15 protein-coding genes and 1 tRNA gene are annotated in these 14,952 nt (G+C 43.6%); 8 read left to right on the top strand and 8 right to left on the bottom strand.

Annotated features, from left to right (window positions below; translation table 11 throughout):
- The first annotated feature begins 17 nt into the window (after window positions 1-17).
- The 4 genes from GD631_RS19715 (at window position 18) to GD631_RS19730 (ending at window position 3,703) form a co-directional block, all read left to right on the top strand.
- Entirely contained in the window at window positions 18-1,400 is a 1,383-nt protein-coding gene (locus GD631_RS19715) for a cytochrome c peroxidase (protein WP_143260680.1), read from the top strand.
- A 130-nt stretch (window positions 1,401-1,530) separates the two neighbouring features.
- Window positions 1,531-2,412 carry a bifunctional methylenetetrahydrofolate dehydrogenase/methenyltetrahydrofolate cyclohydrolase FolD gene (folD, locus tag GD631_RS19720; RefSeq protein ID WP_143260679.1) on the top strand — a complete coding sequence of 294 codons (882 nt, stop codon included), beginning with the start codon at window positions 1,531-1,533 and terminating at the stop codon, window positions 2,410-2,412.
- Window positions 2,409-3,563, top strand: coding sequence for a CapA family protein (locus GD631_RS19725; protein ID WP_143260677.1), 1,155 nt, complete (start codon window positions 2,409-2,411; stop codon window positions 3,561-3,563). Before folD ends, GD631_RS19725 begins: the two co-directional genes overlap by 4 nt.
- 64 nt (window positions 3,564-3,627) lie before the next feature.
- Window positions 3,628-3,703, top strand: a tRNA-His gene (locus GD631_RS19730).
- A 296-nt stretch (window positions 3,704-3,999) separates the two neighbouring features.
- Here the strand turns inward: GD631_RS19730 and GD631_RS19735 are convergent.
- The 3 genes from GD631_RS19735 to GD631_RS19745 all read right to left on the bottom strand — a co-directional run bounded on the left by GD631_RS19735 (window position 4,000) and on the right by GD631_RS19745 (window position 7,350).
- Complete coding sequence (locus tag GD631_RS19735) at window positions 4,000-4,983, bottom strand: ISAon1 family transposase (protein WP_425321961.1); 984 nt, start codon at window positions 4,981-4,983, stop codon at window positions 4,000-4,002.
- Window positions 4,979-5,326, bottom strand: coding sequence for an ISAon1 family transposase N-terminal region protein (locus tag GD631_RS19740; protein WP_143260734.1), 348 nt, complete (start codon window positions 5,324-5,326; stop codon window positions 4,979-4,981). The genes GD631_RS19735 and GD631_RS19740 overlap by 5 nt, the downstream gene beginning before the upstream one ends.
- Before the next feature lie 158 nt (window positions 5,327-5,484).
- Window positions 5,485-7,350: a DNA polymerase III subunit gamma/tau gene (locus GD631_RS19745; protein ID WP_143259458.1), complete on the bottom strand. Its 1,866-nt coding sequence runs from the start codon at window positions 7,348-7,350 to the stop codon at window positions 5,485-5,487.
- Window positions 7,351-7,508: 158 nt separating this feature from the next.
- Here GD631_RS19745 and GD631_RS19750 point away from each other — a divergent pair, with 158 nt between their 5' ends.
- Both GD631_RS19750 and GD631_RS19755 read left to right on the top strand, forming a co-directional pair.
- The gene (locus tag GD631_RS19750) at window positions 7,509-7,805 is read left to right on the top strand and encodes an FtsB family cell division protein (protein ID WP_143259457.1); all 297 of its coding nucleotides are present in this window, start codon (window positions 7,509-7,511) and stop codon (window positions 7,803-7,805) included.
- Between the two features lie 3 nt (window positions 7,806-7,808).
- Complete coding sequence (locus GD631_RS19755; RefSeq protein WP_143259456.1) at window positions 7,809-8,150, top strand: hypothetical protein; 342 nt, start codon at window positions 7,809-7,811, stop codon at window positions 8,148-8,150.
- Window positions 8,151-8,261: 111 nt separating this feature from the next.
- Here the strand turns inward: GD631_RS19755 and GD631_RS19760 are convergent, their stop codons facing one another.
- Window positions 8,262-8,864, bottom strand: coding sequence for an OmpH/Skp family outer membrane protein (locus tag GD631_RS19760; RefSeq protein WP_008771479.1), 603 nt, complete (start codon window positions 8,862-8,864; stop codon window positions 8,262-8,264).
- A gap of 28 nt (window positions 8,865-8,892) precedes the next feature.
- Entirely contained in the window at window positions 8,893-9,126 is a 234-nt protein-coding gene (locus tag GD631_RS19765; RefSeq protein WP_143259455.1) for a hypothetical protein, read from the bottom strand.
- Window positions 9,127-9,259: 133 nt separating this feature from the next.
- On the opposite strand from GD631_RS19765, the gene GD631_RS19770 reads away from it, so the two are divergent.
- Both GD631_RS19770 and GD631_RS19775 read left to right on the top strand, forming a co-directional pair.
- Window positions 9,260-10,720, top strand: coding sequence for an aminoacyl-histidine dipeptidase (locus GD631_RS19770; RefSeq protein ID WP_143259454.1), 1,461 nt, complete (start codon window positions 9,260-9,262; stop codon window positions 10,718-10,720).
- Complete coding sequence (locus GD631_RS19775; RefSeq protein ID WP_143259453.1) at window positions 10,701-11,903, top strand: endonuclease/exonuclease/phosphatase family protein; 1,203 nt, start codon at window positions 10,701-10,703, stop codon at window positions 11,901-11,903. Before GD631_RS19770 ends, GD631_RS19775 begins: the two co-directional genes overlap by 20 nt.
- Window positions 11,904-12,127: 224 nt before the next feature.
- On the opposite strand, the gene GD631_RS19780 is transcribed toward GD631_RS19775, so the two are convergent.
- The 3 genes from GD631_RS19780 to GD631_RS19790 form a co-directional block, all read right to left on the bottom strand.
- Entirely contained in the window at window positions 12,128-13,303 is a 1,176-nt protein-coding gene (locus tag GD631_RS19780) for a mechanosensitive ion channel family protein (protein WP_143259452.1), read from the bottom strand.
- A gap of 120 nt (window positions 13,304-13,423) precedes the next feature.
- Window positions 13,424-13,582 carry a hypothetical protein gene (locus tag GD631_RS19785; RefSeq protein ID WP_153260292.1) on the bottom strand — a complete coding sequence of 53 codons (159 nt, stop codon included), beginning with the start codon at window positions 13,580-13,582 and terminating at the stop codon, window positions 13,424-13,426.
- 240 nt (window positions 13,583-13,822) lie between these two features.
- Window positions 13,823-14,836: a PD-(D/E)XK nuclease family transposase gene (locus GD631_RS19790; RefSeq protein ID WP_143259451.1), complete on the bottom strand. Its 1,014-nt coding sequence runs from the start codon at window positions 14,834-14,836 to the stop codon at window positions 13,823-13,825.
- Between the last annotated feature and the right edge of the window lie 116 nt (window positions 14,837-14,952).

Genomic DNA, 14,952 nt, shown 5'->3' on the forward strand with positions numbered 1-14,952 from the left:
TTTAATTCAAATGTGAAATGAAGAAAAGTTCAAAACTAATTGTAGCACTGTTGGTGGTAGTGGCAGCACTGGCAGTCACCTACCGGCTCATGCACCGAGTACCTTCCAGCGACTTGGAAGCAAATCTCAGGATGCAACAAATCATTACAGATGCAGGATGTCTGCGGTGTCACACTTCAACTCCTGATCTCCCATTCTACGCAAGCGTGCCTGTTGCCGGAAAAATCGTGATGGAAGATATAAGCAATGCTTACCGTGCATTCGACATGACCCAAATAGAACAGAATTTAAAAGAGGGACGTCCTCTTAATCCGGTAGACCTGGCTAAAATAGAAAAAGTGATCCTCGATGGAAAAATGCCGCAGGCAAAGTATTATCTTGTACACTGGGGGTCTTCTTTCAACGATGCCAAAAAGGAAGTGGCACTTAATTGGATAAAGAACCACCGCATGGGACTATATACCGACGTAACGGTAGCTCCGGATTTTATCAACGAACCAATCCGCCCCATCGCCGACTCCATTGCAGTGGATGTACGCAAAGTAGTTCTTGGAGATTTACTCTATCATGACACCCGTCTGTCTGCAGACAACACCGTATCATGTGCCAGTTGCCACGGATTGGACACCGGAGGCGTAGACAATAAACAATATTCCGAAGGCGTAGGCGGACAGTTTGGCGGTGTGAATGCTCCGACAGTCTACAATGCAGCTTATAATTTTGTTCAATTCTGGGACGGACGTGCCGGAACACTTGCCGAACAAGCTGCCGGTCCTCCGTTGAACCCGGTGGAAATGGCCTGTGAATCTTTCGACCAGATTATTAACAAACTGGCAGAAGATAAAAGTTTCGTTCTGGCATTCAATGAAGTATATCCCGACGGACTCAGCGAAAAGAATATCACAAACGCCATTCAGGAATTTGAAAAGACATTGCTGACTCCCAATTCACGTTTCGACCGTTATCTGAAAGGCCAGAAAGAGGCTGTCACAGCAGATGAAATAGCCGGATACGAGCTTTTCAAGAAGTACGATTGTGCCACTTGCCACGTAGGAGAAATCCTTGGCGGACAGTCATACGAACTAATCGGCGTTAAACATGATTATTTTGCCGAACGACAGGCAGAAATGACCGAAGAAGACAACGGACGATTCAAGCAAACCCAGACCGAACGTGACCGTCATCGTTTCAAAGTTCCTGGTTTGAGAAACATTGAACTTACCGCTCCTTACTTCCATGATGGTAGCATGGCTACTATGGACGATGCAGTTCGTGCCATGGCCAAATACCAGTTAGGTATTGATTTGCCACAACAGGAAGTAGATAAAATAGTCGGCTTCCTCCGTACACTGACAGGAGAATACAAAGGCAAACTACTGACCAATAAGAATATGATTTAAAAGATAAAAGACATATGTCCTATAAAAAAAGAAGATGCCGGCAGCATCTTCTTTTTTTATGCTCCAATCTTCTTGGACAGTTCAGTTATTTATTTTACTTTTGCCCATCACCAATAAATACTCTGAAAATATGACTCTGATAGACGGAAAAGCCATTTCCGAACAAGTGAAACAAGAGATTGCAGCCGAGGTAGCCGAAATAGTGGCTCGTGGTGGAAAACGCCCGCATCTGGCGGCCATCCTTGTAGGACACGATGGTGGTAGCGAAACGTATGTAGCTGCCAAAGTAAAAGCCTGTGAAGTATGTGGATTCAAGTCCTCCCTCATCCGTTATGAAAGTGACGTGACCGAAGAAGAACTGCTTGCCAAAGTACGCGAACTGAACGAAGACAACGATGTAGACGGCTTTATCGTACAACTTCCCTTACCTAAACATATCTCCGAACAGAAAGTAATCGAAACGATTGATTACCGTAAAGACGTAGACGGCTTCCACCCGATCAACGTAGGCCGTATGTCCATCGGACTTCCGTGCTATGTATCCGCTACTCCCAACGGTATCCTCGAATTGTTGAAACGTTACGAAATAGAGACTTCCGGCAAAAAATGTGTTGTACTCGGACGTAGCAATATCGTCGGCAAACCGATGGCTGCCCTGATGATGCAGAAAGCCTATCCGGGCGATGCCACAGTGACAGTATGCCACAGCCGCAGCAAAGACCTGATAAAAGAATGTCAGGAAGCTGATATTATCATTGCTGCCTTGGGACAGCCCAACTTTGTAAAAGCCGAAATGGTAAAAGAAGGTGCGGTAGTTATCGACGTAGGTACTACGCGTGTGCCGGATGCAACCAAGAAATCAGGTTTTAAACTGACCGGTGACGTGAAGTTTGACGAAGTTGCCCCAAAATGTTCCTTCATCACTCCCGTACCGGGTGGTGTTGGACCGATGACAATTGTATCGTTAATGAAAAATACACTCTTAGCTGGTAAGAAAGCCATTTATCAATGAGGCATAGCTTGTTTCTGATGATTTTACTTCTCTCTTTGTCCTGCACCTCCCGGTCGCAGGCAAAGAGAGATTCTATCATCGATACCCTGTCGGACAGCCTTTCCGCAACCGACAGTATTTCCCCCACTGATACCCTACGAGTCCTTTTCGTAGGTGACCTCATGCAACATCAAGGACAAATCAACGCTGCACGAACCTCAACCGGCTATGATTATTCCACCTGTTTTACGTACGTTAAAGAAGAAATAGGGAGAGCCGATCTCGCTATCGCCAATCTGGAAGTTACGTTAGGAGGCAAACCCTACAAAGGTTATCCTGCTTTCAGCGCACCGGACGAATTTCTGACCGCAATTCACAACGCAGGTTTCAATGTTTTAGTGACTGCCAACAATCATAGTCTCGACCGTGGTAAATCCGGGCTGGAGCGTACCATTCAACTTATCGACTCCTTGAAAATCCCACACGCAGGCACGTATATCAACACCGAAGAACGCGAAAAGAAATATCCTCTTTTATTGGAAAAGAACGGCTTCCGCATCGCCTTACTCAACTATACGTATGGAACAAACGGTATTCCTGTTACTCCTCCCAATATCGTGAACTATATTGATACGACAATTATCGCCAAAGATATTGAAGAGAGCAAAGCAATGAAACCAGACGCAATCATAGCCTGTATGCATTGGGGAATCGAATACCAGTCACTCCCGGACAAAGAACAGAAATTCCTTGCTGAATGGCTGATTCAAAAAGGAGTAAATCATGTCATCGGCTCCCATCCTCACGTAGTTCAGCCCATTGAAGTTCGCACAGACAGCCTGACGAATGATAAACATCTCGTAGTCTATTCGCTGGGAAATTATATTTCCAATATGTCCGCCCGCCGCACCGATGGTGGACTGATGGTAAGAATGGAATTAGTAAAAGACAGCACAGTCCGTCTCAATAATTGCGAGTATAGTTTAGTATGGACAGCCCGCCCCATTCAATCCGGGAAAAAAAATCATCAATTACTCCCAGTCAATCTCCCGATTGATTCAATTCCTTTACAAGCACGTAACTCACTGAAAATCTTCACGAATGACGCGCGAACCCTTTTCAGCAAGCATAATCAGGGAATAAAAGAATATACTTTTTTCGAAAAAAAATAGCAAAATCTTTTGGAGATTAGAAGATAATATCTATCTTTGCACCGCGTTAGAGAAACGCAGACATGGTGGATGTAGTTCAGTTGGTTAGAGCGTCAGATTGTGGTTCTGAATGTCGCCGGTTCGAGTCCGGTCTTCCACCCAACAAAAACCCTTATAAGTTAAGCACTTATGAGGGTTTTCTTGTTATTGGTGGTAACCACTCAGATACTGAAATCAGGGGTCAATATTCCCCTTCAAAGTATAGTTGTTGATCTATAGTTGCTCCCAAAACGGGGATCGCTTTAAAAAGACTATTTATTGGCTAATTGTTGATAGAAAATGTTTCTCTCCAGCTCCATCCAAGTGAAATGAATCAATCAGAATCCAGAGGAATAGAGAGGGTCAATGTAAAAAACAGGTTGAAGTGTTAAAAAACTACCCGAGTGTGAGATTCTTTTTAGGCGCATAGCTTGGAGAGTCTGAACAGAAAGAATGGGATATCAGTAACGCCTCGGAATTGACTTCTGAATGCCTTGACTTTTGCGTTGAAAGATTCAGCGCCGGCATTGGTGGAACGGTTGACAAAGTAATTCAGGATTGTGTCATAGTGGTTGCGGAATGTTTCTGTAACAGTGCGGAATTGGCCTCCGGCCATTTTCTCCACTTTGTCGTACCATCGGGCAAGATTCAGCCGGGCAGTGTCCTTATCAACTTTTTGGTTGAATATGCGGGTGAGGTCCATGGCAAGATCATACGCGTGTTTCAGCTCGGGATAAAATTCAAAAATGATGTCGGCTCTCCATTGCTGGGACTTCGTCCATTTGGAGGCATGTTTTGTCAGAATGTATTTGGCACGTGCAAGGAGCTGTTTCCGGGTGTCGCCGTTGGCATAACGGTAAGGAACATACGGAATGCCCTCCCTGCGACAGCGTGCAATCTCTTCGTTTTCAATATCCCTTGCCATCCACCGCAGAGATATCCGCAGCTCGTCTATGGCATCGTAGTAGAGTTTATGGACATGAAAACGGTCGTTGGTCACGATGGCTTTGGGGAATGACCGACGGGCTATGAGCATCATGGATGACGAAAGGTCGAGCGTTATCTCTCTTACCGTCTTTCGTCTGGCAGAAGATATCTTCTCAAGAACTGCAATGACCGTTTCAGCCCTGGTACCACGTATCGCCGCAACAAGCGCGCCCTTCCCGCCGTGAGCGTCACGGTTGGTGACAAAGGTATAGAGCTCGCCGCAGCTGAGCGAAGACTCGTCGATGGCCAGGTTCGGACCGATGTTCTGCGGATATAGCACGTACCCATCGGCGTGACACAGCTGCTTCCACTGCCTGTAGCCACTGAAAATCTCCTTATACTGCCGCGATAGGTTGGAGCCATTTACACCGTAATGAGCACCGATTGAGCGTATGCTCTCAGGGGTGGATTCAATCCTCCTCTTTTAAAAAAGCAACGAACTCAGGGGTCAGGCGGCTGCCTTCTTCCGTCAGATCGTAGTCATAGGTAAAGATACTCCCGTCTTCCATGTCGCGCCACTTACGCCGTCGCACATGCAAGTATACCGCCTTCCCGCGAATCGGAAAATCCTGTATCACACGTTCTTCGGTAAAGCCATATTCGCGGACAGTACCCTTCTTGTAATCTTCGCGAGACATATAACCACGCTCGTCAAGCCAGTAATCCAGCCGTTCGTACGTTTCCTCGTAGTTGACAAACTCAAAGTTGGCCGTGATAATCTCCGGAAAGATTGTTTTTAATATCTGCCATTGTTTCATACCGCAAAGTTAGCAAGACTATCACATTTTAACAACCTGTTTTTTACATTGACCCAATAGAGATAGAGCTAGGTATAGTCCAACGTCAAGATGCGCAAGGAACCATCCGGAGTATTTATTTCAGAGCCCCGGATGGTAATCTGATAGAAGTAAGTATATTAGTATAGTTCCAGTCCGAACTCATCTTTCAGTTGCATCAATGCCTGATTCTTTTGAGCCATCATTTGGAATTTCTCGACACGTCCCACAGGACGTATTGTTTCCGTTGCCTCACTTACCCGCACTGTCATCACCACTTTGCTGTTCTTCAGTCTGCCACGAAGATAATCCTGCAATTCTGGAATCAACGCTGTAAAATCCTTTGCAGCAAACTCATTATCAACCACCACTTCAAAAGTCGTAGAGTTATTAAGTAGCACCGGACGGAGCATCTGCATACGCTTAGTAAGAGCATCCTGTTCTTTCGGCAACTGACCGGCATATTCCTGCCAGTAATAATTCAAATCCCGTTCATTGAAGATAAAATCTTCTTCCGGTTGCTGTACTCTGGGAATATGAGTTGTAGCCGTATTACGCGTTACCTGATCGCGCTGCGGATTCTTGATAGACACGCCTAAACTAGACATCTTCATCACCGGAATTTTCCGCTCTTCCTTAACAGTCGGGGCAGCTCCCGCTCCTTGCGATGGAGCAGACGAAGCCGAACCAGAAGAAGCCGATGCTCCCGGTTGCGCTGCCGCAGATGCTTGCGGAGGCTGGGCAGTAGTGCCATTAGCAGCCTGTGTTGTTACTGAAGACGGAGACGAATGAACTGGAGCCTGCTGAACCTGGGTTGCAGAAGCGACCTGCGGCTGCTGAGCTGCGGCAGGCTGAGTAAATATGGGTTTTATGGTCTTCGTAGGGCCACGCCCACCACTCACGTCATCCCCCTCGGTGGTAAGCTGTGCAACCTGTATCAAGGTCAATTCTACCAGCAAACGCTTATTTTTGCTGATGCGGTAATTCAAATCGCACTCATTACAAAGCTTCATGGCCCGGTATAAGAAAGGTAACGGACATTTCTGCGCCTGTTCCTGATAGCGCTGGCGTATGCTCGCTCCCACTTCCAGTAAAGGCAATGTCACCGGGTCTTTCCCAACCAACAGGTCACGGAAATGAGATGATAATCCGGTAATAAAATGACTTCCGTCAAAGCCTTTATTCAATATATCATTGAAAAGCAACAAAGCATCACTTACCCTATTTTCGAGGAAACAATCTGTCAGGCGGAAATAATATTCATAATCAAGAACGTTCAGATTATCAATCACACTCTTATAGGTGATATTTCCTCCGGTGAAACTAACAACCTGGTCGAAGATAGACAAAGCATCACGCATACCACCGTCTGCCTTCATAGCTATCACGTTCAGTGCTTCCGGCTCTGCCGTGATTCCTTCTTTCGAAGCAACATACGCCAAATGATTCACCGTATCTTCCACGCTAATCCGGTTAAAATCATAAATCTGACAACGGGAAAGAATAGTAGGGAGAATCTTATGTTTCTCCGTCGTAGCCAGGATAAAGATAGCATGCCGGGGAGGTTCTTCCAGCGTTTTCAGGAACGCATTGAAAGCAGATGCCGAAAGCATGTGCACCTCGTCAATGATATATACCTTATACTTACCAATCTGCGGCGGGATGCGTACTTGCTCCACCAATTGGCGAATATCATCTACCGAGTTGTTGGAAGCAGCATCAAGCTCGTGAATATTGTATGATCGCTGTTCGTTGAAAGCTACACATGACTCACACTGATTGCAAGCCTCTCCGTCGGCAGTAGGCGTCATACAATTGATAGTTTTGGCAAAGATACGCGCGCAAGTAGTCTTTCCTACCCCACGCGGTCCGCAAAACAAATAAGCATGAGCCAGTTTCTGGGTAGCGATTGCATTTTTCAGCGTAGTAGTCAACGCCCGCTGTCCTACCACCGATTCGAACGTGGACGGACGGTACTTGCGGGCTGAAACAATATAGTTTTCCATATCCGGGATTCTCTCTGTTTTTTTGAATTTTCGCTTATTCTGCAAATGTACACAAAAAAAGTGAGATGTAATAAGGGATAAAGAGAGAAGTTTTGAAGCCGAAGCGATAAGTTTTTAAGTTATTAGTTTTATCTTTGCGGATATTAAAAGGAGAAATTATGGGTAAACTAATCAATATCTGGAGTTTCATATGCAGACGGAAGTATCTCATTACGGTCGTTGCGTTTGCTGTTATCATTGGTTTCCTGGACGAGAACAGCCTGGTTCGTCGTTTCGGATATGAACGAGAGATCAGCCAGTTGAAAGAAGAGATAGAAAAATATCGGGCAGATTACGAAGAGAACACCAAGCGCCTCAACGAAATAAGCACCAATCCGGACGCCATCGAGCAGATCGCCCGTGAAAAGTACCTGATGAAGAAACCCAACGAAGATATTTACGTTTTTGAAGATTAAAGAATGAAACAATTAGTACCCGCCCTTTTTGTCGTAGGCGCCATCATGGCTCTCACCGGAGCAGCTGTATTTATCACCGGATGGATTTATGCTCCTTACATATATACTATCGGAGCCGGACTTTTTGCATTGGCACAAGTGAACACGCCTGTCAAAGGAAAAGGCAAAACACTGAAACGTCTGCGCGTTCAGCAGATATTCGGAGCACTGGCGCTGGTCCTGACCGGAGCTTTTATGTTTACCACCCGAGGCAATGAATGGATTGCCTGCCTCACGATTGCCGCTATCCTCGAACTTTACACCGCTTTCCGTATTCCGCAGGAAGAAGAAAAAGAAAAGTTATAAAAAAGCCTGTCCATAGCTTCGCAGTCTTGAACAGGCAGAAATCGAAAAATTATTAAGTTACGTTCCGTCCTTTTATCAGGAAACGGAACGTTTATTTTTTATCATTCACTATTATTTCTTTACAGGTGAATATCTTGCATTCAACCCGTCAACAATTTCTTTTGTGATATTAAAAGCGCTGTCAGCATAAAGCAGGTTATCAAAACCAGTGTTGCTGAAAATCAGACTATATCCGTGAGTCTTATTATATTCTTTCAGGAAAGCATTGATAGAATCGCGGAACTGCAAGCTGTTCTTGTTGTTCTCTTCCATCAAACCATTCTGAAGTTTGTTGCTCAACTCTTGCAAATCCTGTTCCAACTTCACCAGACGATTGTATTCTTGCTGTGCTCTATCTTGTGACAGGAAAGCATTGTTTTCTACTTTCTTCTGGAAATCTTGTTTTTCCTTGTTCAAAGAGGTGGCCTTCTGATTCAATGTCATACGAACGTTTTCGCTCTTCTTTACCATCGCCTCATTCAAGTCAATACAGAAATTGTATTTGGCAAGCAGCGTATCTATTTCGACATAGGCAATTTTCATTCCTGACAGTTCGGCATTAGCCTGAGCCGGAGTACTTGTAGTTTGATTGTCAGTTTTGCCAGCACATTGTGAAAATAAAACGATAAACGCAAGAGCAGCCAAACCGTTCATGAGGTAGTTCATTCTATTCATAATTTAATAAGTATTGTTTTTAATAAATTTAATTCATACTATCGTTCAAGGCTTTTTCCAACTCATCAATAGAAAAACGCGGTTTCTTTTGTGCTTCGCGATCCTGCGACTGTGCGCATCCGATTCCTTTCTGACGCAACGCTTTATTCCCGCTCACATGACCATTCGGAAATTTCCCACCCTTCGTAAAGAATACTTTCACCCCTAATAATACCAGGGAAATAGCAACTATTAACAAAGTTATCAGTATAGTCTCAACCATTTCTATTAATTTTGTGAGTGCAAAGATAGGCTTTAATGAGATATGAGTTCAGATAAGTCAATCAAATTAACCATATTTAGCAATAGAAGAAGTGAAAACAGCCCTTCTATTCCTATTATAAAATAGAAACAGCATGGAAAAAAAAGAATTAAAGCCGGCTGGCGTATTCAAGTATTTCGAAGAAATCTGCCAAGTGCCACGTCCTTCGAAGAAGGAAGAGAAAATGATTGCCTACCTGAAGGCATTCGGTGCAAAACATAACCTGGAAACTAAGGTGGACGAAGCCGGTAACGTATTGATTAAAAAGCCCGCTACTCCGGGAAAAGAAAATCTTCAAACCGTCGTATTGCAATCACATATCGACATGGTGTGCGAAAAGAACAATGACGTTCAACATGACTTCCTCACCGACCCCATCGAAACAGAAATCGACGGCGAATGGCTGAAGGCCAAAGGTACTACTCTCGGAGCCGACAACGGTATCGGTGTAGCCACCGAATTGGCCATCCTGGCTGACGACAGCATCGAACATGGTCCGTTGGAATGTCTGTTTACCGTAGACGAAGAAACGGGGCTTACCGGAGCTTTCGCCCTGCAGGAAGGCTTTATGAGCGGTGATATTCTTCTGAACCTCGATTCGGAAGATGAAGGGGAAATCTTTATCGGCTGTGCCGGAGGTATTGACTCCGTTGCAGAATTTACGTATAAAGAAGTGGAAGTTCCTGCCGGATATTTCTTCTTCAAGGTGGAAGTGAAAGGTCTGAAAGGTGGTCACTCCGGTGGTGACATTCATTTGGGACGGGGCAATGCCAACAAAATACTGAACCGTTTTCTTTCACGCATGGCTGGCAGACAGGATCTGTATCTTTGTGAAATCAACGGAGGTAATCTGCGTAACGCTATTCCCCGCGAGGCTTATGCGGTCTGCGCAGTTCCCGAAGATGCCAAGCATGATGTCCGCACCGAACTGAATATCTTCACCAGCGAAATGGAAGACGAATTATCCGTTGTAGAACCTGACTTAAAGTTGGTTCTCGAATCGGAAGCTCCCCGCAAGACGGCTATTGATCAGGATACCACTGCCCGTTTATTAAAAGCCCTCTATGCAGCTCCTCACGGTGTATACGCCATGAGCCAGGATATTCCCGGGCTGGTGGAAACTTCTACCAATCTGGCATCTGTCAAGATGAAACCGAATCATATCATCCGCATTGAAACCAGTCAGCGCAGCTCGATACTATCCGCACGCAACGATATGGCGAACACGGTTCGTGCCGTATTCCAACTGGCGGGAGCCAATGTTACGTTTGGCGAAGGCTATCCGGGATGGAAACCGAATCCGCACTCGGCTATCCTCGAAGTGGCAGTTGAATCTTACAAGCGTTTATTTGGTGTAGACGCGAAAGTTAAAGCCATCCATGCAGGATTGGAATGTGGCCTGTTCCTTGATAAATATCCAACACTGGATATGATCTCTTTCGGACCGACACTGACAGGTGTTCACTCTCCTGACGAACGAATGCTTATTCCTACTGTAGAAAAGTTCTGGAAACATCTGTTGGACATCCTGGCACATGTACCTGCCAAGAAGTAACAGACAGATAAGTCAACATAAAGAAGAGTATGGTAACAGTCGAAAAAAAACAGCTGTTACTGTGCTCTTTTTTACTATGATTTTATCAGGTGTAGTAAGCTTCTTCGCTCTTTCCGATGTCATAGCACAAGAGGTTCACGGCAGACAAGCCCCCTTTCAACAAGAAAGAATCCCTTTCCGCGTTGCAAGTTGGAACATAGAAAACCTGTTCGACACACGCCACGACAGTCTGAAGAACGATCATGAATTTCTTCCCGACGCGATGCGTCATTGGAATGATAGCAGATATAAGAAAAAGCTGGCTGATGTCGCCCGTGTAATTACCGCTATTGGTGAATGGAGTCCGCCTGCATTGGTCGGACTATGTGAAGTAGAAAATGATACAGTGCTTCGTGACCTTACCCGCCGCTCTCCTTTAAAAGAGCTTAGTTATCGTTATGTAATGACCGACTCCCCAGATTTAAGAGGAATTGACGTAGCCTTGCTTTATCAACGGGATTTATTCAAACTATTATCTTTCCGTTCTATTTCCATCCCTCCGTTTAAGCAATACCGCCCGACAAGAGATTTACTACACGTCAGCGGACTTCTACTGACGGGAGATACACTCGACGTATTTGTCTGCCACCTCCCCAGCCGTTCGGGTGGAGCCAAAGAATCAGAACCCTATCGTTTATATGCAGCTCACATTCTGCGTATGGAAGTCGATAGCATTATGAACATTCGTTCTCTTCCGCAAGTCATTATCATGGGGGATTTCAACGATTACCCAACCAATCAATCTATTCAGAAAATACTGGAAGCCGAAGCGCCTCCCGTTACTACCAATGACCTAGCCCCAACAACCGGCTCCACCAACTTCTCAACAGTTGTCCCCTCCTCCCTACAACTATATCATCTACTTGCCCGAAAAGTTAAGTCAAAAGACTTCGGTTCTTACAAATATCGTGGTGAATGGGGATTACTTGACCACTTGATTGTATCAGGCACTCTATTAAATCAATCAAGCCACTTTTTCACCAGCGAAGAAAAGGCAAATGTCTGCCTTCTCCCTTTTTTACTGAAAGATGACGAAAAATATGGCGATAAAGAACCTTTCCGCACTTATAAGGGAATGAAATATCAAGGAGGCATCAGTGACCATCTTCCTATCTATACAGATTTTGAACTGATTCTATATTAATTTAGACGGTAATAGCCCAATTAGCGGTTTTTTACAAAAAAGACAGTCAACCATTATCAGGCTATTACAAACGCTGTTACAGTATGCTCTGACAAGGGACAATTCTCACCGCAATGAGAAAATATTCTCATAACTATGAGAAACTTTTCTCATTACTATGAGTATTTTTTCTCATTGCGATGAGCATAGTTGAGAAAATGTAACGCCTCATCATAGTTTATAAATTAATCCGAATACTGATAAACCTTCAAATCGAACTTCGGAACCATTGCCAGCAAATGGTCGAAGATATCCGACTGAATACGCTCGTATTCTTTCCATACCTTATTGCGAGAGAAAAAATAAACCTGAATAGGTACTCCATACATCGTAGCTTCTTTCTGACTGATAATCAAATCCAACTCTTGATTGACCACAGGCAGACTACACAAATAGCGTTCAATATATGCCCTGTACACTTGAGAATTGGTAGGAACGACTCCTTCTTCCGGCTGATAATCCGCCATTAGTGGAATCTCTTTTCGATAACGGTCCAGCATTTCCGGTGTACAGAATTGAAGTGTAGTCAAGTCTAAAGTTATATTCTTCATCACCCGTCGTCCTCCCGACTGTGTCATTCCCCGCCAATTCTGAAAAGGACTGCTCACTAATGTATAAGGGGGAACGGTGGAAATGGTATTATCAAAATTTTGAATCTTGACTGTATTCAACGTTATTTCCTGTACAATACCGTTTGCGTCACCGGAAGGAAGCGTCACCCAATCCCCCGGACGAACCATATCGTTAGCAGAAAGCTGGATACCCGCCACAAAACCTAGGATGGAATCTTTGAATACTAACATTAAAATAGCCGCCGAAGCACCCAAGCCCGCAAATAAAGTGGCCGGAGACTTATTCACAATAATAGCGACGATTACAATTCCGCCTACAAAGAAAAGAAGCACCTGCAACACTTGGATAAATCCTTTCATCGGGCGGTCTTTCATCGACTCTCTTCCGTCATAGATATCCATTATCATCAACAGAATTCCATTAATAGCCAATAGTAAGGAGAAAATAATATAAATGACGCACGCTTTCTGGGAAATCAGTAACAACTCTTTTCCACGGATAAAAGCCATTGGCAACAACGAATAAACTAGAAAAGCCGGGATAGTATGAATCAAATGATGAAATACCTTGCGCTTCATCAACAACGTGTTCCATTGATGGGGTTTCCGTCTCGTATACTGTTTCATACCTCCGATAAGAATCGCCTGGCAGAGGTAATTCAGAACGATAGCAATCACTATCATCAGTAAAGCCATAATAGTCTCATCAAAACGATCGGCAACTGCCGGGTCTATCCCCCAACCTATGAGGGTTTTATTCATCCATTTTCCTAAATCTACTACTAACATAACTTCTGTCTTTTTTAATAAATAACAGTAAAAGATTCATTTGGTTTAGAAAAAAAGAGACCGGCATCCGATTCATCAAGAAACAAGACGCCAGTGCATACCTTTCAATGAAGTGACTCATCAGGGAGTCACTATCACTCCTATTTCATTCATGTTTACTTCTGCAATAGTATCATCAGGGGTAGTTGCCTCCAGTTTAATGAAACGTGACTGCACCTTCTGCCTGAAAAGTACTGCTGATAGGATTAACAAAGTTCGTTTCTTAAAGCTAATGTTCATAAGCATGTCATCATAATTAGTTTATACAAGATTGTTTTACAATATGTATGTTCTATTTTTACTATAATTCTTCCATTTTTGTCTAAAATCGTCCAATTCATCAACAAATTACGGCACTATAGACATCATTGAAAATCTTACAAATCAAAAAAAGAAAGCGGAAGTATTCACTCCTGAATATTCCCGCCTCTTTTATATTTTATCCTAATATAACTACAACAATTTTCCTACGAAGATATATTATAGGTTTTCTATATCAGAAGATTGAAGACCCGTGTATTTGATAATTATATCAACAGATATTCCGTCCTCTCTCATCTTTCGAGCAATTTCAATTTGCTTCTTTTGCTCTCCTTTCTCCATTCCTTCCTTTCTTCCTTCTTTTATTCCCTCTAGCCTTCCTTTTTTCACTCCTTTTTCCAACCCGGCCTTCATCCCTTCCTTCATCCCTTCTTCGGCCGCTTTTCTCCGCATCTCTTCATTTTTACGTCGTTCATCCTCCTCTACAATTTGGTTGACCCTATACCGATCTAACGCCTTATCATAAGCGATACGGTTTTCTTCCGAAAGATCGGCAACAGCTGCCAATCTCGCCAAATGTTCAAACACTTGTTCTTTCAAAGCATCCGGCATTCTATTCCAATTGCTCATATTCTTCAGTGCATAAATTAATTTATCATATAATGTATGGCAGTCCGACAAATCCTTTGTAAAATAAGGAAATTGCAAATAAATCTGCCGAAGATGCGGATTGACAATCTTCCCTGTATCACGATCGGAAAGAACCGTATCCGTACGGAATTTAGCCTCTAAGCTTTCCTCTTTGAAATTCATCAAGAAAATTCCATATATAGTAGGTAGTCTATACTGCTTTCCATAAGAGACAAGTGATTCTCTTGCAGTCATCGGATCTTCAGGGACAGGGACTTCTTTTGAAGAAGGAGATTCTATCTGCCGACTCACAGCACGACAGACATAATAAAGTGTACGATCTAAAAAATTACTGTGCCAACGGTTCTGCATCTCCACAATTATATACTCACCACTTGCTGTACGGCAATAAAGATCATAAATGATACCTTTATCACTCACATTGTCTGCATGATCTTCCTTATCGAGAAAAGTAAGTTCTGTAATATGATGTTCACCTGCAAGTAGTTCGTTCAACAAAGTGATGAGTAAATCCTTGCTGGCCCGTTGACCAAAAATTATTTTAAATCCTATATCAGTAAAAGGATTGACGTATTTGGACATGATATTCTATTTTTGTAGCAAAGGTAACTATTTAAATCCATAAATATGAGGAACAAGCCTAATCTTTACAGATTTACAGTCTTTTATAGTAAGTTGTCTCCCTTTCAATTCCTCCA

The organism is Bacteroides luhongzhouii, assembly GCF_009193295.2.
GTDB classification, from domain to species: domain Bacteria; phylum Bacteroidota; class Bacteroidia; order Bacteroidales; family Bacteroidaceae; genus Bacteroides; species Bacteroides luhongzhouii.

Coding starts and splice junctions, on each gene's coding strand:
- GD631_RS19745 (WP_143259458.1), bottom strand. CDS start 7,350: ATGGAAAACTATATTGTTTCAGCCCGCAAGTACCGTCCGTCCACGTTC.
- GD631_RS19780 (WP_143259452.1), bottom strand. CDS start 13,303: ATGTTAGTAGTAGATTTAGGAAAATGGATGAATAAAACCCTCATAGGT.
- GD631_RS19750 (WP_143259457.1), top strand. CDS start 7,509: ATGGGTAAACTAATCAATATCTGGAGTTTCATATGCAGACGGAAGTAT.
- GD631_RS19785 (WP_153260292.1), bottom strand. CDS start 13,582: ATGAACATTAGCTTTAAGAAACGAACTTTGTTAATCCTATCAGCAGTA.
- GD631_RS19715 (WP_143260680.1), top strand. CDS start 18: ATGAAGAAAAGTTCAAAACTAATTGTAGCACTGTTGGTGGTAGTGGCA.
- GD631_RS19760 (WP_008771479.1), bottom strand. CDS start 8,864: ATGAATAGAATGAACTACCTCATGAACGGTTTGGCTGCTCTTGCGTTT.
- GD631_RS19775 (WP_143259453.1), top strand. CDS start 10,701: ATGTACCTGCCAAGAAGTAACAGACAGATAAGTCAACATAAAGAAGAG.
- GD631_RS19740 (WP_143260734.1), bottom strand. CDS start 5,326: ATGAAACAATGGCAGATATTAAAAACAATCTTTCCGGAGATTATCACG.
- GD631_RS19770 (WP_143259454.1), top strand. CDS start 9,260: ATGGAAAAAAAAGAATTAAAGCCGGCTGGCGTATTCAAGTATTTCGAA.
- GD631_RS19755 (WP_143259456.1), top strand. CDS start 7,809: ATGAAACAATTAGTACCCGCCCTTTTTGTCGTAGGCGCCATCATGGCT.
- folD (WP_143260679.1), top strand. CDS start 1,531: ATGACTCTGATAGACGGAAAAGCCATTTCCGAACAAGTGAAACAAGAG.
- GD631_RS19765 (WP_143259455.1), bottom strand. CDS start 9,126: ATGGTTGAGACTATACTGATAACTTTGTTAATAGTTGCTATTTCCCTG.
- GD631_RS19790 (WP_143259451.1), bottom strand. CDS start 14,836: ATGTCCAAATACGTCAATCCTTTTACTGATATAGGATTTAAAATAATT.
- GD631_RS19725 (WP_143260677.1), top strand. CDS start 2,409: ATGAGGCATAGCTTGTTTCTGATGATTTTACTTCTCTCTTTGTCCTGC.